The organism is Streptomyces sp. NPDC059166 (genome assembly GCF_042755185.1).
Lineage (GTDB): Bacteria > Actinomycetota > Actinomycetes > Streptomycetales > Streptomycetaceae > Streptomyces.
In genome coordinates this window covers 20,701-45,175 of the sequence record NZ_JBHZCI010000032.1, presented here as the reverse complement: position 1 = coordinate 45,175, position 24,475 = coordinate 20,701, and the positions used below count along the sequence as shown (strand labels likewise).

19 protein-coding genes are annotated in these 24,475 nt (G+C 71.2%); 8 read left to right on the top strand and 11 right to left on the bottom strand.

Going from position 1 to position 24,475, the window contains the following annotated elements:
- Positions 1 to 176: 176 nt before the first annotated feature.
- The 9 genes from ACFXOA_RS23145 to ACFXOA_RS23105 all read right to left on the bottom strand — a co-directional run bounded on the left by ACFXOA_RS23145 (position 177) and on the right by ACFXOA_RS23105 (position 8,505).
- Positions 177 to 827, bottom strand: a complete 651-nt coding sequence (locus tag ACFXOA_RS23145) for a CoA transferase subunit B (protein ID WP_385031694.1) — start codon at positions 825 to 827, stop codon at positions 177 to 179.
- Complete coding sequence (locus tag ACFXOA_RS23140; protein WP_385031691.1) at positions 827 to 1,612, bottom strand: CoA transferase subunit A; 786 nt, start codon at positions 1,610 to 1,612, stop codon at positions 827 to 829. The genes ACFXOA_RS23145 and ACFXOA_RS23140 overlap by 1 nt, the downstream gene beginning before the upstream one ends.
- The gene (locus tag ACFXOA_RS23135; RefSeq protein WP_385031804.1) at positions 1,609 to 2,358 is read right to left on the bottom strand and encodes an SDR family NAD(P)-dependent oxidoreductase; all 750 of its coding nucleotides are present in this window, start codon (positions 2,356 to 2,358) and stop codon (positions 1,609 to 1,611) included. Before ACFXOA_RS23135 ends, ACFXOA_RS23140 begins: the two co-directional genes overlap by 4 nt.
- Positions 2,359 to 2,372: 14 nt before the next feature.
- Entirely contained in the window at positions 2,373 to 3,344 is a 972-nt protein-coding gene (locus ACFXOA_RS23130) for a fumarylacetoacetate hydrolase family protein (protein WP_385031688.1), read from the bottom strand.
- 103 nt (positions 3,345 to 3,447) lie between these two features.
- The gene (locus ACFXOA_RS23125) at positions 3,448 to 4,380 is read right to left on the bottom strand and encodes a VOC family protein (protein ID WP_385031685.1); all 933 of its coding nucleotides are present in this window, start codon (positions 4,378 to 4,380) and stop codon (positions 3,448 to 3,450) included.
- Positions 4,381 to 4,387: 7 nt separating this feature from the next.
- Positions 4,388 to 5,395, bottom strand: a complete 1,008-nt coding sequence (locus ACFXOA_RS23120) for an amidohydrolase family protein (protein WP_385031682.1) — start codon at positions 5,393 to 5,395, stop codon at positions 4,388 to 4,390.
- Positions 5,392 to 6,522, bottom strand: coding sequence for an FAD-dependent oxidoreductase (locus tag ACFXOA_RS23115; protein ID WP_385031679.1), 1,131 nt, complete (start codon positions 6,520 to 6,522; stop codon positions 5,392 to 5,394). The genes ACFXOA_RS23120 and ACFXOA_RS23115 overlap by 4 nt, the downstream gene beginning before the upstream one ends.
- A 22-nt stretch (positions 6,523 to 6,544) precedes the next feature.
- On the bottom strand, positions 6,545 to 7,507 hold the full coding sequence (locus ACFXOA_RS23110; protein ID WP_385031676.1) for a cyclase family protein: 963 nt from the start codon (positions 7,505 to 7,507) through the stop codon (positions 6,545 to 6,547).
- Positions 7,504 to 8,505 carry a fumarylacetoacetate hydrolase family protein gene (locus tag ACFXOA_RS23105; protein ID WP_385031674.1) on the bottom strand — a complete coding sequence of 334 codons (1,002 nt, stop codon included), beginning with the start codon at positions 8,503 to 8,505 and terminating at the stop codon, positions 7,504 to 7,506. The genes ACFXOA_RS23110 and ACFXOA_RS23105 overlap by 4 nt, the downstream gene beginning before the upstream one ends.
- A gap of 127 nt (positions 8,506 to 8,632) precedes the next feature.
- On the opposite strand from ACFXOA_RS23105, the gene ACFXOA_RS23100 reads away from it, so the two are divergent.
- The gene (locus tag ACFXOA_RS23100) at positions 8,633 to 9,550 is read left to right on the top strand and encodes a LysR family transcriptional regulator (RefSeq protein ID WP_385031671.1); all 918 of its coding nucleotides are present in this window, start codon (positions 8,633 to 8,635) and stop codon (positions 9,548 to 9,550) included.
- 150 nt (positions 9,551 to 9,700) lie between these two features.
- On the opposite strand, the gene ACFXOA_RS23095 is transcribed toward ACFXOA_RS23100, so the two are convergent.
- Positions 9,701 to 10,762, bottom strand: a complete 1,062-nt coding sequence (locus ACFXOA_RS23095) for a LacI family DNA-binding transcriptional regulator (protein ID WP_385031668.1) — start codon at positions 10,760 to 10,762, stop codon at positions 9,701 to 9,703.
- Positions 10,763 to 11,036: 274 nt separating this feature from the next.
- Here ACFXOA_RS23095 and ACFXOA_RS23090 point away from each other — a divergent pair, with 274 nt between their 5' ends.
- The 6 genes from ACFXOA_RS23090 (at position 11,037) to ACFXOA_RS23065 (ending at position 21,383) form a co-directional block, all read left to right on the top strand.
- Entirely contained in the window at positions 11,037 to 12,353 is a 1,317-nt protein-coding gene (locus ACFXOA_RS23090; protein ID WP_385031665.1) for an ABC transporter substrate-binding protein, read from the top strand.
- Between the two features lie 81 nt (positions 12,354 to 12,434).
- Positions 12,435 to 13,319 (top strand): carbohydrate ABC transporter permease, encoded by an 885-nt coding sequence (locus ACFXOA_RS23085; protein WP_385031662.1) that lies wholly within the window; start codon positions 12,435 to 12,437, stop codon positions 13,317 to 13,319.
- 5 nt (positions 13,320 to 13,324) lie between these two features.
- Positions 13,325 to 14,227, top strand: a complete 903-nt coding sequence (locus ACFXOA_RS23080; RefSeq protein ID WP_385031659.1) for a carbohydrate ABC transporter permease — start codon at positions 13,325 to 13,327, stop codon at positions 14,225 to 14,227.
- A gap of 172 nt (positions 14,228 to 14,399) precedes the next feature.
- A complete protein-coding gene (locus ACFXOA_RS23075; RefSeq protein WP_385031655.1) occupies positions 14,400 to 16,994 on the top strand; it encodes a family 78 glycoside hydrolase catalytic domain in 2,595 nt (864 codons plus the stop codon).
- A gap of 488 nt (positions 16,995 to 17,482) precedes the next feature.
- The gene (locus ACFXOA_RS23070; RefSeq protein WP_385031652.1) at positions 17,483 to 19,960 is read left to right on the top strand and encodes a glycoside hydrolase family 3 C-terminal domain-containing protein; all 2,478 of its coding nucleotides are present in this window, start codon (positions 17,483 to 17,485) and stop codon (positions 19,958 to 19,960) included.
- Between the two features lie 154 nt (positions 19,961 to 20,114).
- A complete protein-coding gene (locus ACFXOA_RS23065; RefSeq protein WP_385031649.1) occupies positions 20,115 to 21,383 on the top strand; it encodes an ABC transporter substrate-binding protein in 1,269 nt (422 codons plus the stop codon).
- A gap of 112 nt (positions 21,384 to 21,495) precedes the next feature.
- Here ACFXOA_RS23065 and ACFXOA_RS23060 read toward each other — a convergent pair whose 3' ends face one another.
- Positions 21,496 to 23,058, bottom strand: coding sequence for an AMP-binding protein (locus tag ACFXOA_RS23060; protein WP_385031646.1), 1,563 nt, complete (start codon positions 23,056 to 23,058; stop codon positions 21,496 to 21,498).
- A 216-nt stretch (positions 23,059 to 23,274) separates the two neighbouring features.
- Here ACFXOA_RS23060 and ACFXOA_RS23055 point away from each other — a divergent pair, with 216 nt between their 5' ends.
- The gene (locus tag ACFXOA_RS23055; RefSeq protein WP_385031643.1) at positions 23,275 to 24,441 is read left to right on the top strand and encodes a TetR/AcrR family transcriptional regulator; all 1,167 of its coding nucleotides are present in this window, start codon (positions 23,275 to 23,277) and stop codon (positions 24,439 to 24,441) included.
- Positions 24,442 to 24,475: the final 34 nt, after the last annotated feature.

Sequence of the window (24,475 nt, the reverse complement as noted above, 5' to 3'; positions counted from 1 at the left end):
CCTCCAGGAGTCTGTGCGTGAGGGCACCGGGATGACGGAGACCCGACCGGATCCGGGTCGTCGGTACGCCGACCGATGACGTACAGGCGATTCCGGGCGCGGTGGCCCTCCGCGTCAACGGTGCTGCTGAACAGCGATGTTCACGGTGGAAAGGGGTGGTCTTGCGGGTCGCGGGCTCAGCACACGGCTGCGTCGCCGCTCACGTGGACCGTGGCCTCGGTGCTGGCCAGGACGTCCTCCACGGTGACACCCGGAGCCGTCTCGACGAGGGCGAGACCTGCCTCCGTGACGTCGAGGACGCAGAGGTCGGTGACGATCCGCTGCACGCAGCGTTCACCGGTGAGCGGGAGGGTGCATTCATCGAGGACCTTGGAGCTGCCGTCCTTGGCCGTGTGCTCCATCAGCACGATGACGCGGCGGGCGCCGTGCACGAGGTCCATGGCCCCGCCCATGCCCTTCACCATCTTCCCGGGGATCATCCAGTTGGCCAGGTCACCGCGGGCGGAGACCTGCATGGCGCCGAGCACCGCGGTGTCCACGTGCCCGCCGCGGATCATGCCGAAGGAGAGCGCCGAGTCGAAGAAGGAGGCGCCGGGCAGGACGGTGACCGTCTCCTTGCCGGCGTTGATCAGATCCGGGTCGGCATCCGCCTCGGTGGGGTAGGGGCCGGTGCCGAGGATGCCGTTCTCGGAGTGGAGGACGACATGGACGCCGGGCGGGAGACGGCCCGGTATCAGAGTGGGCAGACCGATGCCCAGGTTGACGTATGAGCCGTCGGTGAGTTCGGCGGCGGCGCGGGCGGCCATCTGGTCGCGGGTCCATGCCATCAGTTGCCTGCCTTCCCTGGTGCCGGGGGCGTGGAGAGCGAAAGGCGCTCGATCGGCTTGTCGGCGGCCTCGCCGGCGGTCAGCGCCACGACCCGCTGGACGTAGATCCCGGGCAGATGCACCGCGTCCGGAGGCAGTTCGCCCGGTTCGACGAGCTCCTCGACCTCGGCCACGGTGACGCGCCCGGCCGTCGCTGCCAACGGGTTGAAGTTGGCGGCGGCCCGGCGGAAGAGGAGATTGCCGTGCCGGTCCCCGCGCCAGGCCCGGACCAGGGCGAAGTCGGTGGTGATGCCGTGCTCCAGGACGTGCGGGCGGCCCCCGAAGTCCCGGGTCTCCTTGGGCGGTGACGCCACGGCGACGGAGCCGCCCCCGGGCGTGTACCGCCACGGCAGGCCACCGGTGGCGACCTGGGTGCCGACGCCTGCCGGGGTGTAGAAGGCGGGGATTCCCGCACCGCCCGCGCGCAACCGCTCGGCGAGCGTGCCCTGCGGGGTCAGCTCCACCTCCAGCTCGCCGGAGAGGTACTGCCGTGCGAACTCCTTGTTCTCACCGACGTACGAGCCGGTCACCCGGGCGATCCGCCCGGCGGCGAGCAGGAGGCCGAGCCCGCGGCCGTCGACGCCGCAGTTGTTGGACACCACCTTCAGGCCGGAGGTTCCCCGCTCGTGCAGGGCGCGGATCAGTACTTCCGGCACACCGCTGAGGCCGAAGCCGCCGACGGCGAGCGAAGCCCCGTCGGGGATGTCGGCGACCGCCTCCGCAGCGCTGTCACGGACCTTGTTCATGGGCTGCTGTCCTTCCGGCCGGACGAGATCAAGGCGTCGGAGACTGACTTGACGCCGCCGTGCGAAGTCAGACCGCCGTCGACGGGGATCTCCGCCCCGGTGATGAACGACGACTCTCCCGAGAGCAGGAAGACCACCAGGGGCGTCACCTCGTCGACGCTCCCGGTGCGGCCCAGCGGCGTCTCACGGATGTTGGACTCACGGAACGCGGGGTCCGCCGAGGCCGTCATCTCGGTCTCGATGTAACCGGGGTGGATCGTGTTCACACGGATGCCCCGTGGCCCGAGTTCGAGTGCGGCGGTCTTCGACAGGCCCCGCAGCGCCCACTTGCTGGTGGTGTAGGCGACCGGGTAGTGGCCCGTGAGGGCCGCCGAGGAGCCGACGTTGACGATGGAGGCGCCGGGCTGCATGAGCGGTGCCAGATGCTGGATGCCGAGCAGCGGACCGGTGACGTTCACCGCGTGGACGCGCGCCATGTCGTGTGGCCTGGCGTCGCCCACACGGGCCCGCCAGGTGACGCCCGCGTTGTTGACCAGGCCGTGCACCTGACCGTACGACTCCCGCAGTTCTCGGGCCAGTTCCGCCCAGTCCTCCTCGCTGGTGACGTCGAGGCGCCGGCAGCCGGGTGTCTCCACGACGTCCGTGGCGATCACCCTGGCGCCCTCACGGGTGAGGTGCGCGGCCTCGGCGGCGCCCTGGCCGCGGGCGGCGCCGGTGACGACGACGACCTTGCCGATCAGCCTCATGGGGTGCGGGTCGTTCACGGCCGCTCCCGGGTGCGACGCCGCCCGGACGGCAGCGGAACGGGCTCCACACCGGGGACCACGGTGCTGGTGAGGGTGCCGAGTCCCTCGACGGTGAGGGCGACCGTGTCGCCCGGGACCAGGGGCGGCGGGGTCTGATCGCCGCGCCTGCCCCACAGTTCGGCGAGGCAGCCGCCGTTGCCGCAGGTGCCCGAACCGAGCACGTCACCGGGGACCACGCGGGTGCCGCGCGAGGCGTAGGCGGTCATCTCCTCGAAGGTCCAGCTCATGTTGGACAGCAGGTCCTCCCCGACCACCTGCCCGTTGACCTCCGCCGTCATGGCGAGGCGCAGGAAGCCGTCGGCGTCGCGGTGCGGCTCCAGTTCGTCGGCGGTCACCAGGTAGGGCCCCAGGGTGGTTGCGGTGTCCTTGCCCTTGCACGGGCCGAGACCGACCTTCATCTCCGCACCCTGGAGGTCACGGGCGGACCAGTCGTTGAAGACCGTGTAACCGACGATGTGGTCACGGGCCTGCTCCGGGGTCAGATCGCGGCCCTCCCGGCCGATCACGGCACCCACCTCCAGCTCGAAGTCGAGCACCGACGATCCCGGGGGCACGGGGACGCCGTCGTCCGGGCCGTAGACCGCGTGCGGGTTGGTGAAGTAGAAGGTCGGGGCCGCGTACCACTGATCGGGAACGCCGGCGGTCCCCTCAACAGCGCGGCGGACCCCCTCGACGTGCTCCTCGAAGGTGACGAAGTCCCGTACGGAGGCGGGCTGGAGCGGGGGCAGCAGCCGCACCTGGGAGACATACGGTCCGGGCGGCACGTCGAGAGCGGCCGCTCCGGCCTCCAGGAGGCCGGGCAGTCCTCCGGTCTCCCTGATCAGGGCGGTGAGGTCGGTGACCCCGGGCAGCGGGAGGAGGGTGCCGTCGTCCTCCACGACCGCGACCCGGCGGCGGTGCTGGTGTTCATAGGCGGCGAAACGCATGGGGCGGCTCCGGACGGAAGGAGGGAGCCGGGGGCGTGGGGTGGAACGTCAGGGCAGTTGACAGGGCCGCCACGCCCCCGGAGCTGGCGGGGGCCGGACCGGATCAGACCGGCGGCGCGACGAACACGCCGCGGTCGACGTCGTTGAACGACTCCTTGGCGACGAGTTCGTTCATCGCGTTGGCCGTCCCCCACTGGTCGGTGACCTCGGGCTTCGAGAAGTCGTAGACGTGCGGGTGCCAGGTGTCCTCGTCCAGGCACTCCAGCTCCGTCGTGTACTCCACGGTGTTGCCGTGCGGGTCGAGGAAGTAGGTGAAGGTGTTGTCCCCCGCCATGTGCCGTCCAGGGCCCCAGATCTTCTTGAACCCGGCGCGCATGACCCGCCCGGAGCCGCGCATGTACTCGTCGATGCCGCGCATCTCGAAGGAGACGTGGTGCAGGGCGGTGTGCGGTCCCTGGGCGATGGCCATCGAGTGGTGCTGGTTGCTGATGCGCATGAAGTGCATGACCTCCCCCATGTGGGGCGAGCTGAGCGTGTCGGAGAGGGCGAAGCCGAGGTGCCGCTCGTACCACTCCCGGGTGCGGTTCAGATCGGGGGAGTTGAGGACGACGTGGGAGAGCTTGACCGGGATGGCCTCCTTCTCCTCGATCCTGCGGTGCTGCCGGACCTCGACGTCGGCGGACACCTCGATGGTGCGGCCGTCCACGTCGAAGAAGCGGAAGCCGTAGCCGCCGCCGGGGGTGTCGACCTTCCCCGGCTGCGAGATCAGCTGTACGCCCCCCGCGAGAAGGCGCTCGGCGAGGGTGTCGACGCCGGCATGGTCCGCGGCGCCGTAGGACACGAGGTCGAGCCGCTTCTCGTCCGCCTTGCGGAGCCGGACGACGTACTGCTCCGGGGAGCCCTCGGCGGCGAGGAAGGAGATGCCGGAGTCCTCGGCGACCTTGGTGAGCCCCCAGACACCGGAGTAGAAGTCGAGCTGCTTGTCGTAGTCGGGCACGGCGAGATCGACGTGCCTCAGATGGGTGAGCAGGCGCATGGCGGTGTCAGTCCTTCCCGATCAGGGCGGCGGCGTTGCCGCCTCGTACGGCGTGGAATTCGGATTCGGGCAGACCGGCGGCGCGCAGTGCGCCCACCGGGTCCTCGGTGCCCATGTCGAAGGGGAAGTCGGAACCGAGCAGCACGCGGTCGGCCCCGGCGACGCGCACCAGTTCCCGCAGCACACGCGGGTCGTGCACCAGCGAGTCGAAGTACAGCCGTCCCAGGTAGCTGCTGGGCAGGTGGGCGCAGCCGGCGCCCGCGTCGGACCGGGCCGACCAGGCGTGGTCGGAGCGGCCGATGTGGGTGGGCAGATAGCCTCCGCCGTGCGCGGCGATCAGCTTCAGACCGGGGTGCCGGTCGAGCACCCCGGAGAAGATCAGGTGCGAGAGGGCGACGGCGTTCTCGGTGGGCTGGCCGACCGTGTTGGAGAGGTACCACCGGTCCAGCCGCTCGTCGAGGGTGCAGCCGAAGGGGTGCAGGAACAGCAGGGCGCCGGTCTCCTCCGCCCGGGCCCACAGGGGCTCGTAGGCCGGGTCGGAGAGTTCCCTGCCCGGGGCGTGGCTGGAGAGCTCCACACCGAGCAGGCCGTGGGCGAGCGCGTGGTCCAGCGCCTCGACCGCGAGTTCCGGGTGCTGGAGGGGCACGAGACCGAGCCCGCGCAGCCGGTCCGGGGCTGCCGCGCAGTGGGCCGCCGTCTCCTCGTGCGCGAGCCGGAACACCTTCCCCGCCGTCTGCTCGTCCGCCCAGTAGTGGTAGTGCGAGGGGGAGGGGCTGACCAGCTGTACGTCCACACCCTGGGCGTCCATCGCGGCGAGGCGTACGCCTACGTCGGTCAGGCGGGCGAAGCGCTCACGGACCATGGGACCGCTGACCGCGAGGGCGTCCGGGCCGTTGCGGCGGGCGTCCAGCGCCCGTGCCTCGGCGAGCCCGGGCTGCCCCTCCACCAGGGCCTCGATGCCGGGCAGCAGGATGTGGGCGTGCACATCGACGGTGGCGCTCCGGGGCGTGGTCACGGCAGCTCCCTCAGCATCGCCATGGTGCGGCCCATCAGGCCGGGGACGTCCGCGTCGCGGACTCCGTCGAGCTGCCACTGACCGATCTGCACGGACGCCTCCACCACGGGACGGACCCGGGCCACGCGCCGCTCGTGGTACGCCTGGAACAGGGCGTCGTCCCAGGTGTCGGAGCCGGCCAGCAGCTGTGCCAGCACCCAGGCGTCCTCGAGGGACAGCGCGGCGCCCTGGGCCAGGGTGGGAGGGCAGCAGTGGGCGGCGTCGCCGACGAGGACGACACGCCCGCGGTGCCAGGAGCCTTCGACGAGCATCCGGTCGAACCAGGTGTAGTTGACCTTCGCCGGGTCGGTGATGTGCTCGGTGATCTCCGGCCAGAAGCCGCCGTAGTGCCGGGTGAGGCCGCGCATCTCGTCCGCGTACGACGAGGGCGCGATGGCGGCGCGGTCGCGGTTGGCCTCGACGGCGTACGCGTACAGGGTCGTCTCGCTGGTGGGGCAGTAGCCCGCGATGAACGCCGGTCCGCCGTACGCGAGATCGGTGCGGGTCACCGCTGCGGGACGTGGCGCCTCGACCCGCCAGATGGCCATGCCGGTCGGCTCGGGCTTGGCGGTGATGCCGATCGCGGCACGCGTGGCCGACCCCATGCCGTCGGCGGCTATCACCAGGTCGTAGCGGCGCTCGGTGCCGTCGGAGAACCGTACTATGACGCCGTCGGCGTCCTGGCCGAGTATCTCGGCGGTGGTACCGAGACGCACGGTCGCACCACTGGCGCGCACCGCCCCGATGAGGATCTGCTGGAGCCGCGGGCGCTGCATGCCGACCGTGGCCGGGAGGTCGTCGCCGCCGGTGCGCAGGTCGTCCTGGACGTGCAGGACGGTGCCGTCCGGCGCGGTGATGCCGACCGAGCCGAATCCGTAGCCGGAGGCTTTCACCTCGTCCCACACGCCGAGTTCGCGCAGCACACGCAGGGCATTGCCCTGCACGGTGATGCCCGAGCCCGCGGTGGCGTTCCAGTCGTCCTTGGCCTCGACGAGGTCGACGCCGAAGCCGGCCCGGCGCAGCAGGACGGTCGCGGCGTTGCCGGCGGCGCCGCCGCCGACGACGAGGACCGTGCGGTCTTCAGTCATGGGAACTCCCTTGTTCCGCTGTCTACTTGACGGCGATCGGGTTGACGGGGGAGCCGACCGCTCCGGTGATGGGCAGGGGTGCGGCGGTGAGCCAGAAGTCGTACACGCCGTCGGACGCGCAGTCCTCGGCGAGGGCGTCGAGGTCCCACATCTCACCGATGAGCAGGCCGAGATGGGGGATGGCCACCTGGTGCAGCGGCTGGAAGGCCTGGTCGAACTCGTTGGGCCGCACCTCGAACCCCCAGGTGTCGGTGGCGATCGCGGCGATCTCGCTGCCGTGCAGCCAGCCGGCCGTGGTGAATGACAGCCCCGGCGCGGGACCGCCGGCGTAGTCACCCCAGCCGTCCCGGCGGACCCGGGCCAACTGCCCGGTGCGCACCAGCACGATGTCCCCGCGGCCGACGGCGACGCCCTGCGCCTGTGTGGTGGCGGTGAGGTGCTCCTCGGTGACGGCGAAACCGTCGGGCAGTTCGCCGTCCGTGCCGATCGCGCGTCCCACGTCGAGCAGCACACCGCGGCCCGCGACGTGCGGGGCCATGTGCTCGATGCCGGTGACCAGGTCGCCGTCGGAGGTCACGACCTGCTCGGCGGGGCGGCCGTTCCAGGCCTTGCCGTGGTCGAAGATGTGGCCGAGGCCGTCCCACTGGGTGGAGCACTGCAGCGGCATCGCGATGACGTCGTCGGCGCCGCCGATCCCGTGCGGCAGCCCCTGGTTGCCGAGGGCGGCGTCGGTCCCGGTGTCCAGCATCGTGTGGACCGGATTGGTGCGCCGGCGCCAGCCCTTCTGCGGACCGTCGATGTCGAAGCGCTGGGAGAGGGAGAAGCTGACGCCCCGCCGGATCAGCGCGGCACCCTCGCGGCGCTTCGCCTCGTCGAGGAAGTTCAGTGTGCCGAGCACGTCGTCGTCGCCCCAGCGGCCCCAGTTGGAGTGCGCCTTCGCGGTCCGGGCTATCGAGCCCTCGGGGTCGGTGCGGTCCGGGGTCACGGCGTCACCTCGGCGGCGCAGGTGGTGCGCTGGGAGCCGAGCCCCGTGATCGAGGCGTCCATGACGTCGCCGTCGCGCAGCAGCCGGCCCCAGTGCATGCCGTTGCCGGCGGGGGAGCCCGTGAGGACCAGGTCACCGGGGAGCAGGCGGGCGGTCTGCGAGGCGTAGGAGACCATGCGGGCGACGCCGAAGATCATGTCCTTGGTGGACTCGTCCTGCATGGTCTCGCCGTTGAGCCTCAGCGTGAGGCGCAGGTCGGTCGTGTCCGGGACCGACGCGGCGGGCACGATCCACGGGCCGAGCGGGGTGAAGCCCGGCGCGTTCTTGCTGCGGAGCCAGTCCGTGCCGATCTGCGGCATGTCCCGTCGGAACACGGTCGCCCGGTCGGTCAGGTCGTTGGCGATGGTGTATCCGGCCACATGGCCGAGGGCGTCCTCGACGGACACCTGGTGGGCTGGGCGCCCGATCACCGCGGCCAGTTCCAGCTCCCAGTCCGGCTTCTTCGCCCAGGCGGGCAGTACGACCTCGTCGTAGGGGCCGGTGATCGCGCTGGGCAGGCCGATGAAGACGTACGGCAGGTCGTCCGCGGCCCGCCGGTCCATGATCTCCGCGGCCTCCGCCCGCCGCTCCTCCTCCGGCCGGTCGTCCCCCGGCGCCCGGTGCGCGACATGCAGGTCGATGACGTGCTGCCGGTAGTTGGCGCCGGACTGGAACACCTGGCGGGGTTCGAGAGGCGCGTGCACCCGGAAGTCCGCCAGCGGTTCCGTCGCGGCCGTCCCGTCCGCGGCGAGCGAGGTGAGGCGCGGGAGCGCCGTGTCCCAGGCGTCGAGCAGGTCTCGTACGGTCAACTCCGCCCGGGAGAAGGCGGTTCGGAGGTCGATCACCTTTCCCTCGGCTGTGACCAGGGCGGGGAAGGCGGGCTCACCCGGGAGGGAGAGGGTGGCGAGGGCGAAGGGTCCGGCGAAGAGCGCGGACGTGGCTTCAGGTTTCACGGACATGTCCTCCTGATTGCGATGTGACTAATCTGGACCCCCCACCCGTGATCAGGGAAATCGATTCTGTGGATGACATGCATCCATCTCATGGATTCTCGCTGGTCAGTGCCGCACAGCTAGGGACAAGCCCGTGAATCTGAGTCGTCTGGACCTCAATCTCGTCGTCGCCCTGCGTGCCCTGCTGGAGGAACGCAACGTCACCCGGGCCGGGCAGCGGATCGGGCTCAGCCAGCCCGCGATGAGCGCCGCCCTCTCCCGTCTGCGCCGGCACTTCGACGACGAACTCCTCGCCCGCGTCGGCGGCCACTACGAACTGACCGCGCTCGGCCAGGTCCTCCTCGACCGCACCTCCACCGCCTACGACATGCTCGAACGCCTCTTCGCCAGCCAGGCGGACTTCGATCCGGCCCGCGAGCGCCGTGAGTTCAAGCTGATCGCGTCCGACTACGCCGTCGCCGTCTTCGGTGCCGAACTGGCCCGTGCGGTGCACGAGGAGGCGCCGGGCATCCGCCTGCGTTTCGCGCAGACCCCGACCACGGTGGTGGACGCCACCGACACGCTGCTGAGCACGTCGGACGGGCTGCTGATGCCGCACGGTGTGATCAGCGACTTCCCGGCCACCGATCTGTACGGGGACCGCTGGGTCTTCCTCGTCGCCGAAGACCATCCGGGCGTCGACGGGCAGCTCACCCGGCAGGACCTGGCCCGGCTGCCCTGGGTCACCTACCAGCGCACCTATGACGCCCCCGCGGTCCGCCAGCTCGGGATGCTCGGCATCGAACCCCGGGTCGAGGTCTCGGTGGACAGCTTCCAGAGCATCCCGCTGCTGGTGGCGGGCACCCGCCGCATCGCCCTCATCCAGGCCAGGCTCGCCCGGCTGATGACGCCGCTCGCCGACGTGCGGGTGGTGGAGCCGCCGTACGAGGCGGTACCGCTGAGGGAGGCCATGTGGTGGCATCCGGTGCACACCCACGACGCGGCCCACATCTGGCTGCGGGAGACGGCGGCCCGCGTCGGCAGGCGGATGCCCGACGTGCCCGGGGAGTGAGCGGCCGCCGCCGGGTGCCGGAGCCATCCGGCTGACGGATGCGGACATCCGTGACGTGAATCGCGCAGGGGGTGGGCAGGCGCCCCGGTCGGGGTTCATGCTCGTACGAGTCCGCCGGTCCCGGGCGGGGCGCGCCTCAGCCGCCCTCGTCTACCGGGACGCCCCTCGGCCTCCGGGAGGCGCCGCGGTGGTGGAGCGGACCACGAGCCTCGGGGTCATCGTGGTCTGGATCGCCCTGTCCCTCCGGTTCTCGACGCGTTCGACCAGCATCCGTGCGGCTGCCGATCCCATGGTGTGGCCCGCCTGGTCCACGCTGGTCAGCTGGACGGGCGCCAGGGCGGCCAGTGCGGTGTTGTTGTAGCCGACCAGAGACAGGTCCCTGGGAATGCTCAGGCCGAGTTCGTGCGCGGCGCGGAAGACACCCAGCGCGGCGACGTCCGCGCCGGTCATCACGGCGGTGGGCGGACGTTCGGCCGTCAGCAGCGTCATGCCGGCCTTGAAACCGCCGTCGTCGGAGTAGGCGGTGTGGTGGACGCGGGCCAGGTCCGTCAGCCCGTGCCGTTCCATCGCCCCCAGATAGCCCTCGCTCAGCACCGCCTCGGGCGTGCGCTTCCACTTGTTGGCCCTGGCGCCGGGGGCGGAGACCAGCGCGATGTCCCGATGTCCCAGGGAGACGAGATGGTCCACCACCAGGGCGGCGCCGAGGTCGTCGGCGTCGACGACCGAGTCGTAGCTGTCGGAGGCGTCGTGATGTCCGATGACCACGGTCGGAGTCGCGGCGGCGGTCGCCAGTACCTCGGCGCGCGGGGTGCCCGGCGCGATCAGGATCAGCCCGTCCATCTGACGGTCCACCATGGAGCGGATCGTCCTGGCCTGCTCCTCCGGCCCGAAGCCGGCCGCTCCGATCAGCACCGTGTACTCGGTCTCGCGGAGCTCGTCGCGGATACCGTCGAGGATGTCGGCGAAGAAGGCGTTGCGGACGTTGTCCAGCAGCACGCCGATGGTGTACGTCCGGCCGCGCATCCCCCTCGCCGCCGCGTGCGGCCGGTATCCGAGGTCGGCGATGGACGCCTGGACCTTCTCGCGCATGGAGGGGCTCACCCCGTACGCGTTCCGCATCACCTTGGAGACCGCCGCCGTGGACACCCCGGCGTGCCGGGCGACATCGGTGATGGTCACGCGTTTGTTCGGCTTGGCCGCAGCCCCGTCCATAGTCCTCGTCCCCGATGGTGTGGGTGTAGGTGCAACGATCTACACGTTACTCCTGGACAGTCGTCTGGCAATCCCCTTGTCAACACGGTGTTACCCCGCTGTGTCTTGACGGTGGCCCGAGGGAGGTGCATGGTGTTGCCCACCCGGTGCGGAGAACGTTATACACACCCTGGCCGCTGTCGCCGACCTGCCGCGCTCTCGGGCCCGCCGATCGCCCCGCGCCCCTCCCCGCATCCCGCATCTCGCCTTCCCGCCATGATTCCTGGGAGTTTTCGTGCCTCCTCGCACCGCCCGCGCCCCACGTGCGCGGCTCACCCTGCTCACCGCCGGAACCGCGTCACTCGCCCTGCTCGCCACCGCCTGCGGCGGCAGCGGCGGGGGGTCCTCGTCCGCGCCCAAGGAGTTCAGCTACCTGAGCGTCACGGAGAACACCACCGTGAAGACCGCGCTCACCACGCTGTCCGAGGGCGCCTGCAAGACGGCCCAGGACGCCCTGCCGCTGAAGGTGGAGACCGTTCCGCAGGCGAGCCTGGACCAGAAACTCCAGCTGCTGGCCGGTCAGGACGCGCTGCCGGTCCAGTTCGCCGCCGGCAACGCGCCCGCCCTCACCCAGCAGCTCGCCAAGTCCGGCAAGGTCGCCGACCTCGAGGCGGAGCTCAAGAAGCTGGGTGCCCTCGACCAGTTGGAGCCGGCCGCCGTCTCGACCATCAAGGCGCTCTACGGCGGCAAGCTGGAGGTCCTTCCGTACGAGTACAACATCGAGGGGATCTTCTACAACAAGAAGCTCTTCCAGGAGAACGGCCTGAAGACCCCCGCCACCTGGGACGAACTCGTCTCGGCCTCGGCGAAGCTGGAGGCCGGGGGCGTCCAGCCGTTCTCCGCCTCCGGCCAGCAGGGCTGGCCGCTGACCCGGCTGATCAGCGGCTACCTGTACCGCAGCCTCGGCCCGGACGCGCTCCAGAAGGTCGCCGACGGCAAGGCGAAGCTGACCGACCCGGAGTACGTGAAGGCCGCCGAGGAGATCGCCGCGCTCGGAAAGAAGGGGTACTTCGGCAAGGGCGTCGGCTCCATCGACTACGACACGGCGATGAACCAGTTCCTGGCCGGCAAGGCCGCCATGTTCTACATGGGCAGCTGGGCACTGGCGAACATCTCGGACGCGAAGCAGAACAAGGTCGGCGCCGAGAACGTCGGCTTCATGCCCTTCCCCGCCGTCTCCGGCGGCAAGGGCTCGGCCGACCAGTACCCGTCCAACGTCGGTCTGGGCATCACCCTCGGAGCGAAGTCCTTCGACAAGAAGACCGGTGACTGGGTCTCCTGCATCGCGAAGAACTACGGCTCCACCGCGCTGAAGGACCACGGCTCCATCACCGGCTTCAAGGTGAACACCGAGGTGAAGGACGCCAACGCGGTCACCACCCAGGTGCGCGACACCATCAGCGCCTCCAAGCAGAACGTGCTGTGGTTCGAGGCCCTGTTCAGCACCAAGGCCACCACCGTCAGCCAGCAGAACGCGGCCGGCCTCGTCAGCGGGAGCACCAGCCCGGAGCAGTTCATGCAGACCGTCCAGGACGCCCTGGCCGCCCAGTGACCGGCCGGGGGCGGCCCGCACGCTCCTCTCCCCGCCGCGGGCGGGCCGCCCCCGTCCCTCCGACGAAAGTGGACACCACCCATGCACCGCGTACTCGGTGACCGCAGGGCCATCGCGATCCTGCTCGGTCCCGCCCTGCTCGTCTACTCCCTGATCATGCTGGTCCCGATGGTGTGGTCACTCGGGTACTCCTTCACCAAGGGCAACACGATCGACGGCTTCACCGGCAACGGCGTCGCCAACTTCTCCCGCCTCCTCGACGACCCGGCCGTCCACGACGCCCTCTGGTTCACGCTCAAGTACGCCGTGGCCGTCACCGCCGGCCAGGTCGTCGCCGGATACCTCCTGGCGCTGCTCTACGTCTTCTTCCTGAAGCGCGCGTCCGCTCTGATCCGCACCCTGGTGTTCTTCCCCGTGGTGCTGCCCACCGTCGCCGTGGGCCTGCTCTTCCAGAAGTTCTTCCAGGTCGCACCCCAGACCGGACCCGTCAACTCCCTCCTCAACGCGGTGGGCATCGACTCCGTCGACTTCTTCGGCAGCGCGGGCAGCGCCTTCTGGGTCCTCGTCACCATGGACGTCTGGCGTTCCATGGGCTTCTACGCCGTGCTGCTCTTCGCCGGCCTGGTTGACATACCCGACGAGGTCCTGGAGTCGGCGCGGCTGGACGGGGCGACGGGCCCGAGGCTCATCCGCCACATCGTGCTGCCGCTCTCCCTGCCCGTCCTGATGTCCTCGCTGATCTTCAGCATCAACGGCACGCTGAAGGTCTTCGACTCGGTCGTCGCGCTGACCAACGGCGGTCCCGGTACGGGCACCACGCCGCTGACCCTGTACATGTTCCAGACGTCGTTCACCTACAGCGACTACGGCTACGGGAGCACCGTCGCGTTGCTGCTGACCGTGGTGTGCCTGCTGGTGAGCCTGGTCGTCTACCGCGTCTCGCGGCGCGACCTCACGGAGGGCTGAGAACCATGGCCACCATCGACACCCCCGCGAAGACCTCCACCGGCCCCCACGCGGCCCGCCCGCCGGCCCGGCGGCCACGCCCTCGCAGGGGCAGGCGCCTCTGGGTGAAGGCCGTCGTCGCCCTGCTGCTGGTCGTCGAGGTCTATCCGCTGATCTGGATGTTCCTGACGTCGTTGAAGTCGAACGACGACTACCTGAACAACTCCACCTGGAGTCTGCCCACCACCTGGGAGTGGGGCAACTACACCGATGCCTGGACCACCGGCCACATCGGGCTCTACGTGCAGAACAGCCTGCTCGCCGTCCTCCCCGCGCTGGCGCTGATGCTCCTGCTGGGCACGGCGGCGGGGTTCGCCCTGCAGATCATGGTGTGGAAGGGCCGAAGCCTCACCCTGCTGGTCTTCCTGGCGGGCATGATGGTCCCGCCGCAGATGATCCTGCTGCCCCTGTTCACCGTGTACTTCCAGACCGGGCTCTCCGGCACCCTGTGGCCGCTGATCCTCACGTACACGGGCACCGGACTGCCCCTGACCGTCTTCATGATGGCCACCTACTACCGCGGTGTCCCCCGGGAGCTGTTCGAGGCGGCCACCGTCGACGGCGCCGGCATCCTGCGCGCCTTCTGGACCATCAGCGTGCCCCTGGTCCGCAACGCCCTGCTGACCGTCGGCCTGGTGCAGTTCTTCTTCATCTGGAACGACCTGCTCGTCGCGCTGACCTTCACCAACGACCAGGACCTGCGCACCATCCAGGTCGGTCTGCTCAACTTCACCGGCGACTTCGGGGCCACCCGGTACGGCCCGCTCTTCGCCGCCATCTGCATCAACGTCTTCGGCACCCTCCTGATCTACCTCTTCCTCAACCAGAAGGTCATGAAGGGGCTCACCTCGGGAGCGGTCAAGGGCTGATCCAGCCCTGCCCGGGTGAGCCGCCCCGTGCGGCTCACCCGTCCGCAGCCCTCCGCCCCGCGTGCCCACGCGAACGACGACGTGACCACGTGGACGACACACGTGCCCACGCGAACGACGACGTGCCCACACGAACGAACCACGTGACCGCACGTGAAGAAAGGTCACCCCCTTGCTCCCCCCTCGGCCTTCCCCGGTCACCTTCGAACACCTTCCGGACGGACTCGGCATCGGGGTCGCCTCCCCCCGCCTCAGCTGGACCCTGCCGGCCGGCACCGGCCGGCAGGCGGCGTACGAGCTGGAACTCGGCCGGACCGGCGGCACGCACCGCACCGGACGGATCGACAGCGCCGAGCAGGTGCTCGTGCCCTGGCCGCACGCCCCCCTCACCTCCCGGGAACACGTCCACGTGCGCGTACGCGTCTGGTCGCCGGGTGCCTCCGCGCCCTCGGGCTGGAGCGCTCCGCGGTCCGTCGAGGCCGGGCTCCTCGACCCGGCCGACTGGCAGGCCGTCCCCGTCGGCGCCGCATGGGACGAGGACCCGGGAGCCGAACGCCGCCCCGCCCGGGTCCGCAAGGACTTCCGGCTGCGCCGGGCCGTCGCGCGCGCCCGCCTCCACGTCACGGCCCACGGCCTGTACGAGGTGGAGATCAACGGCGAGCGGGTCGGCGACGAGGCCCTGGCGCCGGGCTGGACCGTCTACCGGGAACGTCTGCGCTACCGCACCCACGACGTCACCGCGCACCTCACCGAGGGCGCGAACACCATCGGCGCCTGGCTCGGCGACGGCTGGTACCGCGGCAGGTACGGCTTCGACGGCGGCACCCGCAACATCTACGGCACCGACCAGTCGCTCATCGCCCAGCTGGAGGTGGAGTACGACGACGGCACCGCCACCGTGGTGGCCACCGACGGGACCTGGAGAGCGGCACCCGGCCCGATCCTCAGCAGCGGCCTGTACGAGGGCGAGACCTTCGACGTCCGTCTGCACGACCCCGCGTGGGCCACCCCCGCCGGCGCGGCCACGGGCGAGTGGACCCCCGTGCGCACCGGTTCCCGCGACCCCGGCACCCTCGTCGCCCCCATGGGCCCGCCCGTCCGCTGCACCGAGGAGATCGCGCCCGTCACCATCACCCGTACCGACGACGGCCGTCACCTGCTCGACTTCGGCCAGAACCTCGTCGGGCGGCTCCGCGTCACCGTCGACGGCCCGGCCGGAACCACCGTCACGCTGCGGCACGCCGAGGTCCTCGAGGACGGTGAACTCGCCACCCGGCCGCTGCGCGAGGCCCACTCCGTCGACACCCTCGTCCTCGCCGGCCGGGGCCCGTTCACCTGGGAACCGCGCTTCACCCTGCACGGCTTCCGGTATGCCGAGATCAGCGGCTGGCCCGGAGAGCTGACACCCGGCCTGGTGACCGCACGCGTCCACCACACCGACATGCGCCGCACCGGCTGGTTCGAGTGCAGCGACCCCCTGGTCAACCGCCTCCACGAGAACGTCGTGTGGAGCATGCGCGGCAACTTCGTCGACCTGCCCACCGACTGCCCCCAGCGCGACGAACGCCTCGGCTGGACCGGCGACATCCAGGTCTTCGCCCCCACCGCGGGCTTCCTCCACGACTGCGCCGGCCTGCTCGACTCCTGGCTCACCGACGTCGGCCTGGAGCAGCTTCCGGACGGGACGATCCCCTGGTACGTCCCGGTCATCCCCGGCGAGCCCATGTGGACGCCGATCCACCCCGGGGCCGCCTGGGGAGACGTCGCCACCCTCACCCCCTGGACGCTCTTCCAGCGCTTCGGCGACCGTGAACTCCTGCGCCGCCACCACCCCATGGCCAAGGCATGGGTCGACCTGGTCGAACGCCTGGCGGGCCCGGACCGCCTGTGGGACACCGGTGTCCAGCTGGGGGACTGGCTCGACCCGGCCGCCCCGCCGGACGACCCCGCCGCCGGCCGGACCGACCGCTACCTCGTCGCCACCGCCTACTTCGCCCACTCCGCTCGGCATCTCGCCCTGGCGGCAGCGGAATTGGGGTACAAGGCGGATGCGGCGCGGTACTCCTCGCTCGCCGACGAGGTGGCGGACGCCTTCCGCCGCCGGTACGTGTTGCCCACCGCCCGCCTCACCAGTGACAGCGCGACGGCGTACGCGGTCGCACTGGCCTTCGGGCTGCTCGTCCCGGAGCAGCGCGGACCCGCCGCCGATCGTCTCGCCGAGATCGTCCTCGCCGATGACGCGAGAATCTCCACGGGCTTCGTGGGCACGCCCCTCATCTGCGACGCACTCACCGATCACGGTCATCTCGACGTGGCCTACCGCCTGTTGCTCCAGACGGAATGCCCCTCCTGGCTCTACACCGTGACCATGGGCGCGACCACGATCTGGGAGCGCTGGGACAGCCTCCGCCCGGACGGCACCCTGAACCCGGGCGGCATGACCTCCTTCAACCACTACGCCCTCGGCGCCGTCGCCGACTGGCTGCACCGGGTGGTCGGCGGCATCACCGCCACCGCCCCGGGCTACCGCGAGCTCGCCTTCCGGCCCCGTCCGGGGGGCGGGATCACCTGGGCCCGTACCCGCCACGACACGCCCTACGGGACCGCTGCGCTCTCCTGGGAGCTCACCGCGACCGGCATGACGGCTCGGATCACCGTCCCGGAGGGCTGCTCGGCCACGGCCGGGCTCCCCGGCTGCGCGCCGGTCCCGCTCGGCCCGGGTGAACACGTGCTGGACACGTCAGGAATGAAGGCGCGGGAGCTCTGACGGAAACAGAAGCGCATGACCGGAGGCCCGGATCGGCCGGCGATGCGCGGGAATGCCATTCGTTCCGTGGATGAATGGCATTCGGGAAACGGATGGCATTGGCCCGACCTGCTCGGATTCAATTTCCATTTCAATCCGAACTCCAATGCGCGAGAGTCATCCTTGCTGGTCGGCTGGGTATTTTGACAAATTCCCCCTGAGGGTTGACCTCAAGTCTCAATTGGCTCTAAATTTACACGTGTTGGGCCCGGAAGCCTTTGATGGTGAATGTGCCCCACATCGGGATCCCCCGTGGGATGCGGTGAATTCCCGATGGAGGGAGGCGAGAAAATCCCGGGCGCCGCGGCGTGTGTCGCCACCGCCCGGCAGTTCGACGAGAGCGCCCCGTGAACCGGGGCCGGCCGTGACCTGACCCCTCGGCCGGTCCCGTAACTCCTTGTCCCGCGGCGGAGTGTCGCGCATCCGCCCTGTCAGTCCGGAGAGCCGCAGTGAACAGACGAAAGTTCCTTTCCGCCGCAGCCTTTACCGCCCTCGCGGCGAGCATGGCCCCCGCCATGACCGGGCCCGCCGCCGCAGCACCGGCGTCCGCAGTGCAGGACCGGGCCGCCGAACTGCTCGCCCGGATGACGTCCGCCGAGAAGGAGGCCCTCGTACGCTGCGACTTCCCCGCCGTGGCGCACCTCGGGATCCCGGCCCTGGCCATGGTCGACGCCTCGGCCGGGCTGCGCGGGGAGAAGGGCGTCACGGCCTTCCCTGTGCCCGTGGCACAGGCGGCCACCTTCGACGAGGAGCTGGCCGGACGGATCGGCGGGGCGGTCGGCGAGGAAGGCCGGGCCAAGGGCTACAACAACACCCTCGGCCCGACGATCGACATGACGCGGACCTGGCACTTCGGGCGCCAGGCCGAGGCGATGGGCGAGGACCCGGTGCTCGCCGGCCGGCTGGGCGCGGCCCTCGCCGTGGCCGTCCAGTCCCAGCACATGGTCGCCACGCTCAAGCACTTCGCCGGGTACACCCAGGAGGTCAACCGCTTCTTCACCGACACCAAGGTCTCCGACCGCGCCCTGCACGAGTACTACCAGGCGCCGTTCCGCCGGGTGATCGCCGCCGCTCCCACCACCTCGGTGATGATGGCGTACCCGAAGATCAACGGAACCTTCGCCACCAGGCACACCGGCCTCTTCGCCGACCTGAAGCAGGGGATGGGCCTTCAGGGTTACACCGTGCCCGACTTCTGGGCGGGCGACGACCAGGTCGCCGCCGCCAAGGCCGGCATGGACCTCGCCGGACTCGGGCCCGGCGGTGTGCAGATCCCCGCGGGCTCCCTCACCGGCGGTGCGATACCGGCCGCCCGGCTCGACGACGCCGCCCGGCGCATCCTCGTCACCATGTTCGCCAACGGCCTCTTCGACCATCCCGTTCCCGCCCCGGCCGCCGATGTCAGCACGCAGGCCCACAAGGACCTCGCCCACGAGGCCGCCGTGGCGTCGACCGTGCTGCTCGCCAACCGGGCGTCCGCGCTCCCGCTGACCGGGTCGGTGAAGTCGCTCGCCGTCATCGGGCCCGCGGGCGCCGACACCTTCACCGGGGTGTCCGGATCCACCTACGTCGACCCGGGCACCTGGACCACGCCCCTGGAAGCGATCCGGTCCCGCGCGGGCAGCTCCGTCAAGGTCACCCACGCCCAGGGCACCAGGGGCGACCTGCCGCTCGCCACCGTCCCCGGGGCGGTCCTGCGCACCCCGGCCGGGGCGGCGGGCCTCACGGGGACCTACTACGCCGGTTCGGGCGGCGCCGGGACACCGGTCGCGACCCGCACCGACGCGACCGTCGACTTCACGGCCGCGCCCGTGGAGGGCCTGCCGCAGGTGTGGTCGGCGAAGTGGACCGGCACGCTCACTCCGACCGCCACCGGCCTCCACCGCTTCTCCCTGCTGCCTTCGGGGACGGCCACCCTGAAGATCGACGGCAGGACCGTCGTCGCCGGCACCCGCCAGATGGCCCGCTTCTTCCTCGGCCCGTACGACTACCCGCTCCAGGGAACCGCCGAGCTGACCGCGGGCCGTGCGGTCACCGTGGAACTGACCTACGACAACGCCGCCGCGGAGACAGGCACCTGCGGCCTGACCCTGGGCTGGCAGCCCGAGTCCCTGATCCCGGCCGCGGTGGCGGCGGCCCGGGCGGCCGACGCCGCCGTGGTCTTCGTGAACCGGGTCGCGGGCGAGGGCATGGACCACGCGTCGTACGGACTGCCCGGTGACCAGGACCAGCTGATCACGGCCGTGGCCGCCGCCAACCCGCGCACCGTGGTCGTCCTCAACACCGACGGCCCGGTCGCCACCCCGTGGCTGAACGACGTGGAGGCCGTGGTGCAGGCCTGGTACGCGGGCCGGGGCGCGGGTACGGCCCTGGCAGCCGTCCTGTTCGGTGACAGCGACCCGTCGGGCCGGCTCCCGGTCACCTTCCCCGCCGACGCCGGGCAGGGGCCCGGCACCAGCCCCGCCACCTACCCGGGCACGAACGCCACCGTCTCCTACGACGAGGGCATCGCGGTCGGCTACCGCTTCTACGACTCGAAGGGCCAGGCGCCCCGCTTCCCCTTCGGCCACGGCCTCTCCTACACGACCTTCACCCACGGGTCGCCGGAAGCCGCCTACGACCCGGCCGCCGGGACCGTCACGCTCACCGTCACCGTCACCAACACCGGCCGGCGTCAGGGCACCGAGGTCGTGCAGGTGTACGCGACCCTGCCCGCCGCGGCCGCCGCCGAGCCGCGCCGCCTGGTCGCCTTCCGCAAGGTCACCCTCCCCGCGGCGGGCACCCGGAGGCTCACCCTGACGATCCCCGTCCAGGACCTCTCCACCTGGAATGCGGGAGCCCTGACCCTCGTCCGCGGCACGTACACGTTCGCGACGGCACGCTCGTCCCGCGACGTGACCACCCGGCGCACCCTCACCCTCGGCTGACGCCGGGCGCTCCGTCCCCCGGCGGCTCGCACGGCTCCCGGCCGGCCACGGCCCGGAGCCGTGCGAGCCACCGCCGCGACGGTCACCGCGGGCCGACTCCCCAGGCCCGCCTTCCCCGGCCCCGCCCTCCCGCCCTCCCGTCCGGAGTCCACCCGTGTCCCGTACCTCGCGTCCGCTCGGCCTGTCCCTCGCTCTCGTGCTCGCCGCCGCCACGACCGCCGGATGCGGTGTGTCCGGCTCCCCGGGCGGCGAAGTCACCGAGCTCTCCGTCACGGCGTCCGCCACCGACCGGTCCGCGATGGGCTCGGTGGTCGCGGAGTTCCGGCGCCTGCACCCGGACATACGCGTGAAGACGACGTTCGCCGACATCGGCACGCTGCAGAAGGAACTGCCCGACCGACTCAGGGCCGGCGAAGGCCCGGACGTCTTCACGGTCTGGCCCGGCAACGGCAACCCGGCATCCGTCGCGGCACTCGAGCACGACGACCTCCTCGAGAACCTCAGCCTGCGCCACTTCACCCTCCGGATCCCGGAGGAGATCCGGTCCGTCGTCGGGGAGTCCGGCGGTTCCTTCGTCGTACCCGTGTCCTTCAGCGCCATCGGGGCGGTCTGGTCGGAGCGGACGCTCGAAGCGGTCGGCGGCACACCCCCTCGCACCTGGACCGAACTGCTCGGTCTCTGCGACACCGCCCGGGAGCACGGCAAGGTCCTCCTCGCGCTGGGCAACGAGACCGCATGGGTCCGCCAGCTCATCACCTACGCACTGGTGGCGACGACCGTCTACGCCCACGAGCCGGACTTCGACATGAAGATGGAGTTCCTCGGGAGGACCTTCGCGGACTCCGGCTGGAAGGCGGCTCTGCGGAAGTACCTGGAGATGGAAGAGCGAGGCTGCTTCGGCAGCGGCTCGCTCGACACGACGTACGAGGAGTCCCTCGACCAGGTGGTCGGCGGGCAGGCGCTGGGGACCGTCCAGATCGCGAGCGCGCTCCCGGCGCTGCGTGCCGCCGACCCTGCCGTCGAACTGCGGATGACGGCCCTGCCGGCCACCGATGAGGCCGCCGAGACCCGGATGCCCGGAGCCGTCTCGGCGGCCTACGGGGTCCGGGCCGGTACCCCCCGCCGGAAGGCCGCCTTCGCCTTCATCGACTTCCTCGGCTCGGAGGCGGGGCAGAACCTCTACAACCGCACCGGCGCGACCCTGCCGGCCCTCCCCAACGAGTCCTTCACGGTGGACCCGGCCGTCAAGGAGGTCGCCTCGCGGCAGAAGGACGGGAGCACGGTCTCCTTCATGGACCAGCACTGGCCGAACTCCCGCGTCCAGCAGACGCACTTCGAGCAGATCGAGGCCCTGCTCGGCGGCCGGACGGACGTCGACGCGGCGCTGGAGGCACTCGATGCCGCGTACCGGAGGAGGGACTGACGCCGCCGGAGGCCGGCAGGCCGAGCCGCCGGGTACGGGTGGTGCGGTGCGGGCCCCGCGCCGCACCACCCGTGTTCGGACACACAGGTTGCCGCCCGCCCGGCCGGTCGCGTCACCCCGAGGCGGAGGGGAGGTCGCGCAGCTCGCCCTTCACGACCTTCCCGCCCGCGTTGCGCGGAAGCCCCGCGACCGCCACCAGGTCCTTGGGCATCTTGAAGGAGGCGAGCCGGCCGCCGAGGAAGCCCGTCAGCTCCCCGAGCGACAGCCCGGCCTCCGGTGCGAGGGTGACGTAGGCGACCGGCACCTGCCCCCAGCGTTCGTCCGCCCTGCCGATCACCGCGACCTCGACCACCGAGGGGTGCTCGGCGATGACGTTCTCCAGTTCGGCGCAGTAGATGTTCTCGCCACCGCTGATGATCATGTCCTTCTTGCGGTCGACGACCCAGACGAAGCCCTCGTCGTCCTGCCGGACGAGGTCGCCGGAGTGGAACCAGCCGCCCTCGAAGGCGTCCGCGGTCTCCTCGGGCTTGTTCCAGTACCCCTGGGTCACGGTGGGGCCGCGGTACACGATCTCGCCGACCTCGCCGGCCGGTACGTCGTTCATGCCGGCGTCCACCACGCGGTACTGGATGGTCGGGATGGGCCGGCCGACGGAGCCGAGCTTGCGCAGGGAGTCGGCGCCGCGCAGGACGCAGGTGATCGGCGAGGTCTCGGTCTGGCCGAACACCGCCACGTTGAGCGCCCCGGGGAACGCCTCGCCCATGGCGCGGAGCGTCGCGTCGCTCGCCGGCGCGGCGCCCCAGCTGATGACCCGCAGCCTGAGGTCGCGCTTGTCGATGTCCGGCTGCGCGCAGAGCAGGTCCCATTGCTGCGGCACGTTGAAGACGACGGTGGCGCCCTCGCGTTCGTAGGCGTCCAGTACCGCCTTCGGGTCGAAGGCGCCCAGAGGGTGGATCACCACGGTGCTGCCGACCAGGATGTTCGCGACGATCGAGCCGAGTCCCGCGATGTGGAAGAACGGCGCGGTGAGGAAGCCGACGTCGGAGTCGTCGAAGATGTCCATCGCCCGGATGCAGGTGACCGCCTGCAGCTGCATGTTGCGGTGGGAGAGCATCACCCCCTTCGGCCTGCCGGTGGTGCCCGAGGTGTACATGATCAGCGCGGTGGACTCCTCGCCGATGTCCGGCAGTTCCATCGGTTCGTGCGCGGCCAGCAGGTCCTCGTACCTGTCGTGCCCTTCCGCCGGCTCCGGCCCGCCGATGACGATCACCGTGGTGACGGAGGCGATGGGCGGCACAGCCAGGAACAGCGGCAGCAGCTGTGCGTCGACGACGACGGCCGAGGGGGTGCAGTCGGACAGGATGCCGCCGAGCTCGGGCGCCGTGAGGCGGAAGCTGAGCGGCACCGCCATGGCTCCCAGGCTGTTCGCGGCGAACACGCTCTCCACGAACCACGGATGGTTCAGGGTGAGCACGGCCACCCGGTCGCCTTCCCGTACGCCCTTGCCGGCCAGTGCGGCGGCCAGCCTCAGAGACCGCTCGGACAGCTGTGACCAGGTGGTGGTGGCTCCGAGGTACCGCAGCGCCGGCCTGTCGGGGCGCATCGCCGCGTGGGTGGCGGCGTGCGCCATCCAGTGGTTACGGAAGGACCAGGCGGGGGCCGTGGACGTGGGCATGCCGCTCCTCGCGTTCGGGACGGTGGGGGAGGGGGTGGGTGTGTGCCATTGTGCCCGGCGGGAGGGCTCCGGAGAAGCACTTTGTTAATGGAGAATCACATGGGTGCGAGGTGGGTGTCACGGGGGGTGCCACGAGTGTCCGGTGGTTTCCGGGCCCCGGCGGCCCTGTGATTGACTTGTGCGCATGGCCCAGTCCCCGTGCACCCCCGCCCGCCGGTGAGCATCGATCCGATCGCGGCCACCCGGCCGCGCAACCGCAGGCAGCTCATCATCGAGGCGGCCGGCCGGGTGTTCAGCGAGCGCGGCTACCACGCGGCGCCGATGGAGGAGATCGCCGCCGGTGTGGGCATCAGCGCGGCGGCCCTGTACCGGCACTTCCCCAACAAGTACGCCCTCTTCGCCGAGTGCGCCAACGTCCTGGTGGACCGGCTGGTCGCGGTGCTGGACGAACTGCCGGACACGGCGGATCCCGAGCGGGTCCTCGGCGCGGTCACCCGCGTCGCGGTGACCCACCGGGCGGCCGGCGGCCTCTACCGGTGGGAGGCCCGGTACCTCGAACACGCTGACCGGCGGCTCCTGAGGGCGAAGTTCGCGCGTGTCGTCGCGAGGGTGACCGAGGCGCTGGTGCGCGAGTACGCGACGCCGGGGGCCGAGCTGCGTGCGGCCGCGGCCCTCGGTGCGATCGGCTCCATCTCGATGCATCACGTCTCCATCGCCCAGCGCCGGGTCGAGAACGTACTGGTGGCGTCGGCCCTCGGTGTGGCCGGGGCCGACCCCGCGGCGGCCCACGACGGGGCGCCCCGCGTGGAACTGCCCGCCCAGCCGGTCCCGCGCACCCGGCGCGCGGAGATCCTGGCCGCGGCGGTCCCGCTGTTCGCGCGCGACGGGTTCGTCAAGGTCACCAACGGCCAGATCGCGGAGGCGGTGGGGCTCGCGCCGTCCGCGATCTACCGTCACTACCCCAACAAGGTGGACATCCTCGTGGAGGCGTGCCTGCAGGCCGCGGGGCTGCTCGCCCAGGCGGTGGACCGCAGCCTCGCGGAGGTGACCGACCCGCGCGAGGCGCTGGAGGTGCTGGCCGCCACGTACGTCGCCTACAGCTTCGAGCACACCGAGCTGACCGGCGTCGCGGAGGCCGAAGTGGTCGGCCTCCGCGACGACCTGCGGCAGCCGCTGATCCGTGCCCAGCGTGAACACATCGCCGTCTGGGAGCAGCAGTTGTCGCTGGTGCGGCCCGAGCTGGACCCGCGCCAGGCGCGCGTCCTGGTGCACGCCGGGTTCGGTGTCGTGGTCGAGGCCGGCCGCCGGCTGCACTGGGAGGACACGCCGGAGAACCGGGGCGAGGTCGCCGCCCTGGTCGTGAGCGCCCTGGGTCTGCGGTAGCGGTGGCGACCGCGTCCGGCCGCCCGGGTGCGCC

Coding starts and splice junctions, on each gene's coding strand:
- ACFXOA_RS23080 (WP_385031659.1), top strand. CDS start 13,325: ATGGCCACCATCGACACCCCCGCGAAGACCTCCACCGGCCCCCACGCG.
- ACFXOA_RS23140 (WP_385031691.1), bottom strand. CDS start 1,612: ATGAACAAGGTCCGTGACAGCGCTGCGGAGGCGGTCGCCGACATCCCC.
- ACFXOA_RS23105 (WP_385031674.1), bottom strand. CDS start 8,505: ATGTCCGTGAAACCTGAAGCCACGTCCGCGCTCTTCGCCGGACCCTTC.
- ACFXOA_RS23085 (WP_385031662.1), top strand. CDS start 12,435: ATGCACCGCGTACTCGGTGACCGCAGGGCCATCGCGATCCTGCTCGGT.
- ACFXOA_RS23115 (WP_385031679.1), bottom strand. CDS start 6,522: ATGACTGAAGACCGCACGGTCCTCGTCGTCGGCGGCGGCGCCGCCGGC.
- ACFXOA_RS23060 (WP_385031646.1), bottom strand. CDS start 23,058: ATGCCCACGTCCACGGCCCCCGCCTGGTCCTTCCGTAACCACTGGATG.
- ACFXOA_RS23095 (WP_385031668.1), bottom strand. CDS start 10,762: ATGGACGGGGCTGCGGCCAAGCCGAACAAACGCGTGACCATCACCGAT.
- ACFXOA_RS23125 (WP_385031685.1), bottom strand. CDS start 4,380: ATGCGCCTGCTCACCCATCTGAGGCACGTCGATCTCGCCGTGCCCGAC.
- ACFXOA_RS23145 (WP_385031694.1), bottom strand. CDS start 827: ATGGCATGGACCCGCGACCAGATGGCCGCCCGCGCCGCCGCCGAACTC.
- ACFXOA_RS23130 (WP_385031688.1), bottom strand. CDS start 3,344: ATGCGTTTCGCCGCCTATGAACACCAGCACCGCCGCCGGGTCGCGGTC.
- ACFXOA_RS23135 (WP_385031804.1), bottom strand. CDS start 2,358: ATGAGGCTGATCGGCAAGGTCGTCGTCGTCACCGGCGCCGCCCGCGGC.